This is a genomic window from Streptomyces sp. NPDC057253 (genome assembly GCF_042669125.1).
Lineage (GTDB): Bacteria > Actinomycetota > Actinomycetes > Streptomycetales > Streptomycetaceae > Streptomyces.
Window position 1 is genome coordinate 54,597 of record NZ_JBHUXV010000032.1, and the last position, 12,470, is coordinate 67,066.

A 12,470-nucleotide genomic window follows, 5' to 3' on the forward strand; every position below is an offset into this window, starting at 1 on the left:
GCGCCGTACATCATTCGGACCGTCAGCATGCGTGTCCGGGTGACAGTTGAGAAACTGACGATTGTGCACAGTTGCGAACATTTCGACCTGGAGTGTGAGGGGCGCCGCATGGAGACTCCGGTATTCGAGGAAATCGATCCCGAGAAGGACTGCGACTGCCCCGGCTGCGTCCACTGGCGCCGCGTACTCCCCCGCCCGACCAGCGCTCACCCCGCCGCCGCCCGTGCCGTGATCCTCGCCGCCACGGCCGCCACCGCCCTCGGCGCCCTGCACGCGGCCCCCGCCTTCGCCGCTCCCCAGGCCCCCGCCCGCCCCCGCACCCCCACGGCCGACGAGCCCGACACCCCCCAGGGCGACAAGGCCCCCCTGCACGGCCCCGGCGCCAAACCCGCCCCCGTCAAGACCCCCACCACCACCCGCGCCGACATCATCAGGCGGGCCAAGCAGTGGGTCGCCGCGCGGGTGCCGTACAGCATGTCCGAGTACTGGGGCGACGGTTACCGGCAGGACTGCTCCGGCTTCGTCTCCATGGCCTGGAGCCTGCCGCGCAACGAATGGACCGGCAGCCTAGGCCAGTACGGCGTCCGGATCGCCAAGGACGACCTCCAGCCCGGCGACATCCTGCTCTTCCACAACCCGTCCAACCCCGAGAACGGCTCCCACGTCGTCATCTTCGGCGGCTGGACGGACTACACGCACACCTACTACCTCGCCTACGAGGAGACCCGCCCCTACGCCCGCAAGCAGGCCACCCCCTACGCCTACTGGAGCAACTCCGACCGGTACGTCGCCTACCGGTACAAGGGGCTCGCGGGCGGCACCTCGGGCGCCCAGCCGGACGGAGCCAATCCGGACGGCGCGAACCCGGACCCCGTCAACCCCGACCCCGCCAACCCGGACCCCGCCAAGCCGCAGGCCCCGGACGTCACCCCCTTCCCCGGCACCGCCTACTTCGGTCCCGGCGCCAACAACAAGTACGTCACCCAGCTCGGCCGCATGCTCGTTGCGCGCGGTGCCGGGCGTTACTACACCTCGGGACCCGGCCCCCGCTGGTCGGACGCGGACCGCAGGGCCACCCGGGCCTTCCAGCAGGCGCAGGGCTGGCGGGGCGGGGACGCGGACGGGCTGCCCGGGGCGCAGACCTGGACCCTCCTGGTGACCGGCGGCGGCAGGGACATCGGGTCCGACGGCCGGGCGGGGACGGCGGGACCGCCCGCACCCTCCTCGCACGGCGTCCCCGGTTACCCCGGGCGCGCGATGTTCCGGCCCGGCGCGACCAGCAAGTACGTCACCCAGCTCGGCCGACAGCTGGTGAAGAAAGGATTCGGCAAGTACTACACGACCGGCCCGGGCCCCCGCTGGGGCGAGCCGGACCGGCGGGCAGTGGAGTCCTTCCAACGCGCTCAGGGCTGGCGAGGCGGCGCGGCGGACGGCTACCCGGGCCCGGAAACCTGGCGCCGACTCTTCTCGTAAGCACCAAGGCATCACCTGGCCCACCCTCAGCCGACCCACCCCCCCCCACGTGGCCCGCAACCACCCCACGCGAACCACCCCACGCGAACCACCTCGCACGCACCACCCGGCACGCCCGGCACACACCACCCGGCGCGCACCAACCCGGCACACGCCACCCCCGTGACCCGGCACCACCCCGCTCGTCATCACCCGGTGCGCAACCACCCGGCGCGCACCACCCGACCCCCCCATCACCTGGCCCGCTCTCGCCCGGCCAGGCATCCCCTGTTGTGACGCATCTGGCGCGGAGGCTGGAGGCACTCATGAGTACGACCACTTCACCCACACCGGAGTCCGAGGGGCACGCACGCCCCGCCCGGCTCATCCAGAACGAGGTGACCACCGAGATCCCGGTCCATCTGCTGTTCCGCGACGACCCGGACCCGGTGTCGGTACCGCTGAAGCCCGCCGTGGTGGCCCGCAGACAGGGCACCGGCGAGCAGCCCCGCCTGCGCAGGACCGCCCAACCCGCCCCGCGCCCCGCCCCCGAGGTCGACCCCGAACTCACCGAGCGCCCCGCGCGGGTGCTGCCGGGCGCGGCGGGCGTCCTCGCCGGCGCCTGCGGTCTGGCCGGGTGCGCGGTCACCTCGTGGTGGGCGGGCGTCGTACCGCCGCTCGCCCTGGAGGCGCTGCGCCTGCCGTCGTACTCACCGGCGGGCCTGGGCCCCGCGCAGTGGGCCGCCTACGCGGGCGCCGGCGCCCTCGGCCTCTTCGGCTTCGGCGGGCTGGCCCGGGGCCGGACCGGACGGGCCTGGGTGCTCGGGCTGTTCGGCCGCTACCGGGGGACCGTCCGGCGCACCGGCCTGATGTGGGTCAACCCGCTGCTGCTGCGCCGCCGGGTCGACGTACGGCTGCGGCACTGGCGCAGCGAGCCGATGGCGGCGGCCGACGCGAGCGGGGTCGGGCTCAGGGTCGTCGTCCTCGTGGTGTGGCGGGTGCGGGACACCGCGCGGGCCACGCTCGGCGTCGACGACCACGAGACCTATCTGCGCGAGTGCGTGGAGGCCGCGCTCGCCCGGATCCCGGTGGAGGCGCCGGGCTCGGGGCGCGGTTCGGCCGACGCCGCGGGGGAGGCGCTGACCCGGCTGGTGGCCGCGGAGACCGCGCCGGTCGGCGTGCAGGTGTTCTCGGTCCAGCCGCTGCGCATCGAGTACGCCCCCGAGGTCGCCGCCGCGATGCACCGCCGCCGGATCGCCGCGCTGGACGCCCAGCACCGGGCGACCGTGCTGACGTCGGTGGTGGACTCGGTGGAGGACACGGTGACCCGGCTGACCATGCGGGGCCTGGTGGAACTGGACGACTACGAACGCAAGGCGCTGGTGAAGGACCTGACGGTCGCTTTCTCCTCGGGGTGTATGGACACGGTCAACACACGGTAATACTCTGCTACTTGGTCTAGACCTGCAAGCTCATCGAACTTCCCCCACGTTCCCAGGAGCAGCAGCATGCGCAGAAGGACCAAGTGGTACGCCACCGCGCTCGGCCTCACCACCGCCGGCACCCTCGTCCTCTCCACCGGGGGTGCCAGCAGCCACGGCTACACCGACCTCCCCATCAGCAGGCAGAAGCTCTGTCAGAACGGCACCGTGACGAACTGCGGCGACATCCAGTGGGAGCCGCAGAGCGTCGAGGGCCCCAAGGGCTTCCCGGGCGGCGGCCCGGCCGACGGACAGATATGCAACGGCGGCGTGAGCCGCTTCAGCCAGCTCAGCGCGCCCCGGACCCCGTCGGGCGGCGCCTGGCCGGCGACCAAGGTCACGGGCGGGCAGAGCTACACCTTCCGCTGGCAGTTCACCGCGATGCACGCCACGACCGACTTCAAGTACTACGTCACCAAGGCGGGCTGGAACCAGAACCACAACCTGGCCCGCTCCGACCTCAACCTCACCCCGTTCCTGACCGTCCCCTACAACGGCCAGCGACCTCCCTCCACCCTCTCGCACAGCGGCACCCTGCCGTCCGGGCTCAGCGGACGGCACGTGATCGTCGCGGTGTGGACGATCGCCGACACGACCAACGCGTTCTACGCCTGCTCGGACGTCACGTTTTGAGCGACGTTTGAGACAGTCCAGGCCTCCCCCGGGGTAGGTTCCCCCACACGATCAGTACCTGACCTCGGGGGATGCGCCATGATTGCCTTTCTCTACGTCGTCCCCGCCCTGATCATGTCCGCGGCCCTCTTCGGCGCGTACCGCGTGGTGCGGCGCTTCCGCCGGGCCGGCCGGGCATGGCGGAGCGGGCTGACGGCCGAGGCGGAGTGCCTGCGGGTGTACGGCATGGCGCGCGGCGGCGGCGACAGCATGGTGCACACGAGCCTGCGCCATGTGTACGAGTTCAGGACCCGCGAGGGCCGAGTCGTCCGCTTCGAGGAGGAGGGCGGCCCGGGGACGACGCTGGAGGGCGACATCGTCACCGTCCACTACGCCGACGGCCCCGAGGTCGTGGCCACGGCCATTCCCCGTCAGCGGCGCTCCGGGTACGGGCTCGCCACCGCCATGGCGCTCTCCTTCATCGGGGTGATCGTGCTGTTCTGCGCCGGCTTCATGGTCACCTTGGCCGTGTTCACCTCGGCTCTCCACATCTGACGCTCCGTCAATTACCGTGCGCTTCCATGGACTCCAGGAGGCGTACGGTCGCGGAGCTCGTCGCCGGACGGTGGGGCGACCACCGGCCCGGCCTGTGGTTCGAGGGTGAGTCGCTCACCCATCACGAGGTGGCGGCGGGCGCGGCGGCCCGGGCGGCCCTGCTGACCGAACTGCTGCCCCCGCAGGCTCACATCGGCGTACTCCTCGACAACACCCCCGAATATCCGCTGTGGTTGAGCGCGGCCGCCCTCGCCCGGGTGGCCGTCGCCGGCATCAACCCCACCCGCCGGGGTGCCGAACTCGCCCGCGACATCCTGCACACCGAGTGCCGCCTGCTGATCACCGAACCGGCCCGACTCCCTCTGCTGCGCGGCCTCGACCTGCCCGGCGTCCGCCTCCTGGTGACCGGCTCCGAGGAGTACGACACCCTGCTCGCGCCCTTCGCCGGTGCCGAACCGGACGCCTCCCGCGCCACACCCGACGACCGGCTTCTCCTCTACTTCACCTCCGGCTCCACCGGCGCCCCCAAGGCCGCGCTCTGCTCCCAGGGCCGCCTGGCCGCGGCCGGGTGCTCGCTGGCCGAGCAGTTCCGGCTCGGGCCGGACGGGGTGCACTACATCTGCATGCCGATGTTCCACGGCAACGCGGTGATCGCCGACTGGGCGCCCGCGCTGGCGAGCGGCGCCGGGGTCGCGCTCAGGCGACGGTTCTCGGCCTCTCGGTTTCTGGCGGACGTGCGGGCGTACCGGGCGACGTACTTCACCTATGTCGGCCGGGCCATCCAGTACGTCCTCGCCACCGAGCCCCGTGCGGACGACCGGGACCACCCGCTGCGGCTCGGCTTCGGCACCGAGGCGGGGGCGGTGGACGCGGCTGCCTTCGAGCGGCGTTTCGGGGTGCGGTTGGTGGAGGGGTACGGCTCCTCCGAGGGCGGCGCGGCGATCCAGTGGGCGCCGGGGACGCCGCCGGGCGCGGTGGGGCGGGCGGGGCCGGGGCTCGTCGTACTGGATCAGGAGACGGGTCGGGAGCGACCGCCCGCACGATTCGACGCGGCGGGGCGGCTGCTGAACGGGGACGAGGCGATAGGGGAGCTGGTGAACCGGGCGCCGAACCCCTTCGAGGGGTACTGGCGCAACCCCGAGGCGGAGGCCGAGCGGCGCCGGGACGGCTGGTACTGGACCGGGGACCTCTTCTACCGGGACACCGACGGCTACCTATACTTCGCGGGCCGCACCGACGACAGGATCCGCGTCGACAGCGAGAACCTGGCGGCGGCGATGATCGAGAACATCCTCGCGCGCTACGAGGGGGCGGAGGCGGTGGCGGTGTACGCGGTACCGGACCCGGTGACCGGCGACCAGGTGATGGCAACGATCGCAGGCACCTTCGACCCGAAGGGCTTCGCGGACTTCCTGTCAGCCCAGCCGGACCTGGGCACGAAGATGGCGCCACGGTACGTAAGGGTCGTGGCCGAAATGCCGGTCACAGCAACAAACAAGATCAACAGGGCTCAGCTGAGGAAAGAGGGCCTGAGTTGCCCCGACCCCATCTGGACCCGAGAACACGCCGAAGGGCCCTTCGCTCCCACGAAAGGCCCTTCACCGGTGCGCCGCCAGGGACTCGAACCCCGGACCCGCTGATGCTGTGTCTTCTGGGGGATAACCCCCAGACCCCCAGCCGACCTCTCGGCGTCCTGGGATACGCCGAAGGGCCTCTCGCTCCCACGAAAGGCCCTTCACCGGTGCGCCGCCAGGGACTCGAACCCCGGACCCGCTGATTAAGAGTCAGCTGCTCTAACCAACTGAGCTAGCGGCGCATGACTCTCGCCCTCCGCCTTCGGCGGCTGGCGACAGAGAAAATACTACCCGGTCGGAAGGGGTGCTTCTGACCACGGGTGAGTGAGCCAACCCAGGGGCGCGGGGCTGTATCAATATGCGGCTCCGCCGCGTGGGCGCGACCAGCCCTCACGGCCCGCAGACGGCCGACGACCTTCCGGCCCCGCCCCTAGATCGCCAGCGACAGCAGAACCGGTGCCGCCCCCCGATTCAACCGCTCCGTCGCCCGCCGCAGGCGATGCGCCTGGTCCACCGGCAGCGACAGCGCCAGGCATCCCACCAGCGACCCCGCCGTGATCGGCACCGCCGCACACACCGTGCCCACCGCGTACTCCTGAAGGTCCAGGTGGGGGACGGTAGGCGGCTGCGCCTCCAGGCGGGACAGCAGCAGCTTGTCGTTGGTGATCGTGCGGGACGTGAGGCGGGTCATGCGGTGACGCGAGAGATGGTCACGCCGGCCGTTGTGGTCCAGCTGGCTCAGCAGGCTCTTGCCGAGCGCCGTCGCATGCGCGGAGGACCTGAAGTCCACCCACTCGTTGACCGCCGGCGTCGCGGGACCGTCGGCGTACTGGTCGATGGTCACCTCACCGTCGACGTACCGGCTGATGTACACCGCCGCGCCGATGGAGTCGCGCAGCTCGTCGAGGGTGCGCTGGAGCTTGGCGCGCAGTGCCTCGTCACGGTCTTGGACGGAGCTCAGCCTGGTCAGGGCGTCCCCCGTCACATACGCACCGTCGGCCACCTGCTCGACGTACCCCTCACGCCGCAGCATCCTCAGGAGCGCGGTCAGTCGCTCCGGGCCGAGGCCGGTGGTGCGGGCGAGTTCGACGTCGGTGACTCCGGCGGTGTGCCGCGCCACGGTCTCCAGGACGCGCAGTGCGTCCTGGGCGGAGTGGTACGGCGCGGTCGGCTCGTGCTTCAGCGCCACGGTGTTCCCCCTGCGCTCGCTCGGTCGCACTACTACTGGGCCGTAATCCAGACAGCGATCCCCTCCACGATAACCGGCAAACGGCTTGCGGTGAGCGGCTGTTGACGAGATTCCGTCCCCGGGCCGGGCCTCTCAGCAGGGGCGCTGGCACGCTGGCATATGCCAAAGACATGACCCGGGTCCGGGACCTCGTAGGTTGAACTTCGTTCACTTCCCGTCGTCAGAGAACCGCGCTGAGAAATTCCCGGGTCCGGTCCTGCTCGGGCTCGCTGAAGATCTTCTCCGGCGGGCCAGACTCGATGATCCGGCCCGAGTCGAACATCAGGACCTGGTCCGAGATGTCCCGGGCGAAGTTCATCTCGTGGGTCACGCAGAGCATGGTGATGTCGGTGGTGCGGGCGATGTCCCGCAGCACGTCCAGGACGCCGGCCACCAGCTCCGGGTCGAGCGCCGAGGTCACCTCGTCGAGCAGCAGCACCCGGGGCCGCATGGCCAGCGCCCGCGCGATCGCCACCCGCTGCTGCTGCCCGCCGGACAGCTGGGTCGGCCGCGCCCCGGCCTTGTCGGCGAGCCCCACCAGGTCGAGCAGCTCACGCGCGCGTGCCTCCGCCTCGTCCTTGGACATGCCGAGCACGGTGACGGGCGCCTCGGTGATGTTGCGCAGGACCGACATGTTCGGGAACAGGTTGAACTGCTGGAAGACCATCCCGATCTTCTTGCGCACCTCGCGCAGCTGCTTCTCCGGCGCCGGGAACAGCTTCTCCCCGTCGACGGTGACCGTGCCCTCGTCGGGCTTGGTCAGCGTCATCAGCATCCGCAGGATCGTGGTCTTGCCGGACCCGGAGGGACCGATCAGCGTCACGTGCTTGCCGGAGTCGACCGAGAAGGTCAGCCGGTCCAGGACGGTGTTGGACCCGAAGCGCTTGGTGACGTCCTCGAAGCGGATCAGCTCACTGCCGTCCACCGGCGGGTTGGTGTTCGCGTCGGGTTCTTTCATGAGGGGAGTGTCAGCGGACAAGACGTCGCTCCAGGGATCGCAGAAGAAGGGAGGCCAGATAGGAGATGACGATGAAGGCCACGCCGATCACGGTCAGCGGCTCGGTGAACTGGAAGTGCTCCTGGGCGAACAGCCGCGCCTGGCCGAGCATCTCCAGGACCGTGATGACCATCAGCATCGGGGTGTCCTTGAGCATCGAGATCACGTAGTTGCCGAGGGCCGGCACCACGCGGCGGATCGCCTGCGGCAGGATCACCACCTGCCAGGTCCTGACCCGCGGCAGGTTCAGCGCCGTCGCCGCCTCCCACTGGCCGGCGGGCACCGCCTCGATACCGGCCCGGTAGACCTGCATCGTGTACGTCGAGTAGTGCAGCCCGATCCCGATGACACCGGTGGCCAGCGCCGAGAGGGTCACGCCCCACTCGGGCAGCACGTAGAAGAGGAAGAACAGCTGGACCAGCAGCGGGGTGTTGCGCACGAACTCCGTGACCACCCCGACCGGCCAGCGCACGAACCGCGAGGGCGCGCGCATCAGCAGCGCCCACACCAGGCCCAGCGCGAAGGAGATCAGCGAGCCGAGCGCGAGGGCCTGCAGGGTGACCAGCAGACCGTCCCAGAACTGCGGCATGAAGTCGCTTACGGCATTCCAGTCCCACTCCATCAGATGCCACCTCCGACCGGCTCGGGCACCTTCACCTCACGGGTGGGCGCCTTGCCGACCCCCGCCTTCAGCTTCTTCTCCAGGCCCCGCATCAACCGCGTGAGCAGGAAGGCGATCACGAAGTAGATGAGCAGCAGATACGTGTAGATCCCGGCGCTCTCCTGGAGCGCGAGCCGCACCAGGTTGCCGCTGAAGGCCAGGTCGCCCATGCCCATCACGGACACCAGCGCGGTGCCCTTGAGCAGCTCGACCAGCAGGTTGGAGAACGGCGGGATCATCTCCGGCACCGCCTGCGGCAGCAGGATCAGCCGCAGCCGCTGCCAGGGCGTGAAGCTCAGCGCGATCCCGCCCTCCTGCTGCGCCGGGTCGACCGCCTTGAGCGCCCCGCGCACGATCTCGGAGCCGTACGCCCCGTAGGTCAGCCCGAGCGCGAGGGTGCCCGCCCACATGGGCACGAGCTGCCAGCCGAAGGCCGGGGGCAGCACGAAGAACACCCAGAAGATCATCACCAGCGCCGAGGTCCCGCGGAACACCTCGGTGTAGAGGCCCGCGAGGAAGCGGACGATCCACAGCCGGTGGGTGCGCAGGACACCGACCACGAAGGACACCGCGGCGGCCAGCAGCGAGCTGAACACCAGCAGCTGGACCGTCGTCCAGACGCCCTTGAGCACCAGTTCCCAGAGTCCGGAGGTCATCCGCCGCAGAGCTCCTTCGCGGTCAGGTCCGTCATCTCGGCCCGCGTGAACCCGAAGGGCCTCAGGACCTGGAACAGCTCCCCGCTCTTCTTCAGCTTCCGCAGCTCGACGTTGAAGGCGTCCCGCAGGTTGGTCTCGGTGCGGCGGAACGCGAAGGCGCCCCCGTCGACGTGCGGCTTGCCGCCCACGGTCGGGGCGAAGGCCTTCGTCGCCTCCGCCTTGGCCGATTTCTTCACCACCTCACGGGTGGTCAGCGCGGTCCCGGCGAACACGTCGACGCGTCCCGCCTCCACCGCGTTCAGCCCCGCGACCTGGTCCGGCACGATCAGGATGTCGCTCTCCTTGTACCCCGCCTCGACGGCGTACTGGATCTCCGCGTAACCGGTACCGGTGGCGAACTTCGCCTTCTTCTCGACGACGTCCTTGTAGTTGTGAAGACCTTTTGGATTTCCCTTGCGCACGATGAAGGAATCGAGCATCTGATAGTCGGGATCCGCGAAGATCACCTGTTCGCAGCGTTCCGGTGTGACATACATCCCGGCCGCCACGACATCGAACTGCTGCGAATTCAGTCCGGGAATGAGCGAGCCGAACTCGGTCGGCACCGGCTGCACTTTTTCCACGCCGAGCCGCTTGAAGACGACCCTTGCGAGTTCGGGTGCCTCACCGGTCAGTTCACCGTTCTTGTCGATGTAACCGAAGGGGATCTCACCCGCGATTCCCAGCCGTACGACACCTGTCGCCCGCAGCCGGTCGAGCAGGTCGCCGCCCCCCTTGGTCGAGGCGGTGGCCACGCGTGAGCAGCCCGCGGCGCCCAACGCGCCGAGCGCCGCCACCCCCGCGAGCAGCGACCGGCGGGTGGTTCCCGATATGTGTGCGCCTTGTTCCAGTGGTGGAGCCATGGCGGCGCGGCTACCCGAGCGGATGCGAGTTATGCAGACTGATTTGAGCCCCGTTTTCCGTCGAGGCCCTCTTGACCGACGGGGGACCATGGAGTGCATGGCTGACCGTTACATCGAAGTCTCGCTGGTCAAGCGCGGGATCACCGCCACGGCAAAGCTCCTCGACGACCGGGCGCCGATCACCTGCGCCGCCGTGTGGAGCGCCCTTCCGCTCGCCGGTGACGTCTATCACGCGAAGTACGCCCGCAACGAGATCTACGCGCTCTTCACTCCGTTCGCGGAAAACGAACCGCCCCTGGAAAACCCGACAGTCACCCCGATTCCCGGAGATCTCTGCTATTTCTCCTTCGCGGGCACACAGCTCGGCACGCAGTCCCACGGCTACGACCGGGAGGTCCGCCCGGACGCGACCGTCGTCGACCTGGCCCTCTTCTACGAACGCAACAACATCCTCCTGAACGGCGACGTCGGCTGGGTGCCGGGGACCGTGTGGGGCCAGGTGACCGAGGGCCTGGACGCCCTGGCGGAGGCCTGCAACGACCTCTGGCGCGCAGGAGCCCTCGGCGAAACCCTCCGCTTCAGCCGCGCCTGACGCCCACCGAGGGCCGGATCTGGAGCTCACCCGTCCGCCGGGCCCCGCGCTCCCGTCCGCCGGGTCCTGAGCTCACTGCCCACCAGCCCGGCGCTCACTGCCCACCGGCCCGGCGCTCACCGTCAGCCCGGCCCGGTACTCACTGCCGGCCGGCCTGGCGCTCACCGCCCACCGGGCCTGGCGCTCAACGCCCACGGGCCCCAGCCCTCACCGTCAGCCCGCCCGGTACTCACTGCCGGCCGGCCTGGCGCTCACCGCCCACCAGGCCTGGCGCTCACCGCCAGCCGGGCTAGTGCTCACCATCCACCGGCCCCGGCGTCAACTCCCGCCGTGCCCGCCGCTCGCTGCCCCCGGCCGGATCCCCGCCGCCCCCGCCTCGAACAGCGCGTGGGCCGCCCTCAGTACCAGGTCGTCCCGGTGTCGGGCCGCGACGATCTGGAGGCCCACCGGCAGGCCGTCGGCGTCCGTGCCGACGGGGACGGTCGCCGCCGGCTGCTGGGTCATGTTGAAGGGGTAGGTGAAGGGCGTCCAGCCGGTCCAGCGCTGATGGCCTGAGCCCTTGGGGACCTCGGCGCCCGCCTCGAACGCCGTGAGGGGCAGGGTCGGGGTGACGAGGAGGTCGTAGGAGTCGTGGAAACGGCCCATGCGGCGGCCGAGTTCCATCCGGACGTCCACCGCGGCGAGGTAGTCGAGCGCGCTCATCCTCGCCCCGAGGGCGCAGATCTCCCTGAGACCCGGGTCCAGCAACTCCCGTTGGTGCGGCCCCAGATGCTGGGTCACCCGGGCCGCCCCGCTGAACCACAGGGTGTGGAAGGCGTCCACCGGGTCGGCGAAGTCGGGGTCGGCCTCGGTGACGTACGCCCCGAGTCCGGCCAGCCGCTCCACGGCCCGCCGTACCGCCGCGGCGACCCCGGGCTGGACCGCCACCTGGCCGCCGAGGGACGGCGAGTACGCGACCCGCAGGCCCCGCACCCCGCCCCCCAGAGCCGCGGAGTACGGACCGGCCGCGGGGCCGAGCGCCGACCAGTCGCGGGAGTCCGGCACCCCGATCACGTCGAGCAGCAGGGCCGCGTCGGCCGCGTCCCGTGTCATCGGGCCCACGTGGGCGAGCGTGCCGAAGGCGCTCGCCGGGTACAGCGGCACCCGGCCGTACGTCGGCTTCAGGCCGAAGATCCCGCAGAACGCGGCCGGGATACGGACACTGCCACCCCCGTCCGTGCCGAGCGCGAGCGGCCCCGCGCCCAGCGCCACGGCCGCCGCGGCGCCCCCGCTGGAGCCCCCCGAGGTGCGCGTCGGATCGTACGGATTGCGGGTCACACCCGACAGCGGCGAGTCCGTGACGCCCTTCCAGCCGAACTCCGGTGTCGTGGTCCTGCCGAGGAACACCGCGCCGCTCTCCCGCAGCCGCGCCACCGAAGGGGCGTCCTCGTCCCACCTCCCGCTCTCCGCGATCGTCCTGGAGCCCTTGAGCGTCGGTGTCCCGCGCATCAGCAGGATGTCCTTCACCGTGACCGGTACGCCGTCCACCGCGCCGGACGGCTCCCCGCGCCGCCAGCGGTCCGCCGACGCGCGGGCCTGCGCGAGGGCCTCCTCACCGCTCAGGCGCACGAAGGCGTTCACCTCCGGCTGGATCTCCGCGGCCCGGTCGAGCGCCGCCCGGGTCGCGTCGACGGGGCTGAACTCCCCCCTGCGGTACCCCTCGACGAGTTGTACGGCGGTCAGTCCGGTGAGGTCCTGCATCTGCTGCCCCTCCGCTCGGC

The 12,470-nt window shown here is 70.9% G+C and carries 12 protein-coding genes and 1 tRNA gene; 6 read left to right on the plus strand and 7 right to left on the minus strand.

Features of this window, described 5'->3' with window-relative positions; translation table 11 throughout:
- Positions 1-108 precede the first annotated feature (108 nt).
- The 5 genes from ACFULQ_RS19620 to ACFULQ_RS19640 all read left to right on the plus strand — a co-directional run bounded on the left by ACFULQ_RS19620 (position 109) and on the right by ACFULQ_RS19640 (position 5,740).
- Positions 109-1,473, plus strand: a complete 1,365-nt coding sequence (locus ACFULQ_RS19620; protein WP_383545512.1) for a peptidoglycan-binding protein — start codon at positions 109-111, stop codon at positions 1,471-1,473.
- A 305-nt stretch (positions 1,474-1,778) separates the two neighbouring features.
- Entirely contained in the window at positions 1,779-2,894 is a 1,116-nt protein-coding gene (locus ACFULQ_RS19625) for an SPFH domain-containing protein (RefSeq protein ID WP_383545514.1), read from the plus strand.
- A 66-nt stretch (positions 2,895-2,960) separates the two neighbouring features.
- Positions 2,961-3,566 (plus strand): lytic polysaccharide monooxygenase, encoded by a 606-nt coding sequence (locus tag ACFULQ_RS19630; RefSeq protein ID WP_383545516.1) that lies wholly within the window; start codon positions 2,961-2,963, stop codon positions 3,564-3,566.
- A gap of 78 nt (positions 3,567-3,644) precedes the next feature.
- Positions 3,645-4,100: a hypothetical protein gene (locus ACFULQ_RS19635; RefSeq protein ID WP_383545519.1), complete on the plus strand. Its 456-nt coding sequence runs from the start codon at positions 3,645-3,647 to the stop codon at positions 4,098-4,100.
- A 26-nt stretch (positions 4,101-4,126) separates the two neighbouring features.
- Positions 4,127-5,740 (plus strand): long-chain-fatty-acid--CoA ligase, encoded by a 1,614-nt coding sequence (locus ACFULQ_RS19640; RefSeq protein WP_383545522.1) that lies wholly within the window; start codon positions 4,127-4,129, stop codon positions 5,738-5,740.
- 102 nt (positions 5,741-5,842) lie between these two features.
- Here the strand turns inward: ACFULQ_RS19640 and ACFULQ_RS19645 are convergent.
- The 6 genes from ACFULQ_RS19645 to ehuB all read right to left on the minus strand — a co-directional run bounded on the left by ACFULQ_RS19645 (position 5,843) and on the right by ehuB (position 10,118).
- Positions 5,843-5,916: transfer RNA gene (locus tag ACFULQ_RS19645), tRNA-Lys, on the minus strand.
- Between the two features lie 188 nt (positions 5,917-6,104).
- On the minus strand, positions 6,105-6,863 hold the full coding sequence (locus ACFULQ_RS19650; protein WP_383545525.1) for an IclR family transcriptional regulator: 759 nt from the start codon (positions 6,861-6,863) through the stop codon (positions 6,105-6,107).
- Positions 6,864-7,083: 220 nt separating this feature from the next.
- The gene (ehuA, locus tag ACFULQ_RS19655; protein WP_383545528.1) at positions 7,084-7,860 is read right to left on the minus strand and encodes an ectoine/hydroxyectoine ABC transporter ATP-binding protein EhuA; all 777 of its coding nucleotides are present in this window, start codon (positions 7,858-7,860) and stop codon (positions 7,084-7,086) included.
- Between the two features lie 10 nt (positions 7,861-7,870).
- The gene (ehuD, locus tag ACFULQ_RS19660) at positions 7,871-8,521 is read right to left on the minus strand and encodes an ectoine/hydroxyectoine ABC transporter permease subunit EhuD (protein ID WP_383545530.1); all 651 of its coding nucleotides are present in this window, start codon (positions 8,519-8,521) and stop codon (positions 7,871-7,873) included.
- Complete coding sequence (gene ehuC / locus ACFULQ_RS19665) at positions 8,521-9,216, minus strand: ectoine/hydroxyectoine ABC transporter permease subunit EhuC (RefSeq protein WP_383545533.1); 696 nt, start codon at positions 9,214-9,216, stop codon at positions 8,521-8,523. Before ehuC ends, ehuD begins: the two co-directional genes overlap by 1 nt.
- Positions 9,213-10,118 (minus strand): ectoine/hydroxyectoine ABC transporter substrate-binding protein EhuB, encoded by a 906-nt coding sequence (gene ehuB, locus ACFULQ_RS19670; RefSeq protein WP_383545536.1) that lies wholly within the window; start codon positions 10,116-10,118, stop codon positions 9,213-9,215. The genes ehuC and ehuB overlap by 4 nt, the downstream gene beginning before the upstream one ends.
- Before the next feature lie 97 nt (positions 10,119-10,215).
- Here ehuB and ACFULQ_RS19675 point away from each other — a divergent pair, with 97 nt between their 5' ends.
- On the plus strand, positions 10,216-10,710 hold the full coding sequence (locus ACFULQ_RS19675; protein ID WP_383545539.1) for a DUF3830 family protein: 495 nt from the start codon (positions 10,216-10,218) through the stop codon (positions 10,708-10,710).
- Between the two features lie 318 nt (positions 10,711-11,028).
- Here ACFULQ_RS19675 and ACFULQ_RS19680 read toward each other — a convergent pair whose 3' ends face one another.
- Positions 11,029-12,450, minus strand: a complete 1,422-nt coding sequence (locus ACFULQ_RS19680; RefSeq protein ID WP_383545542.1) for an amidase — start codon at positions 12,448-12,450, stop codon at positions 11,029-11,031.
- Positions 12,451-12,470 lie beyond the last annotated feature (20 nt).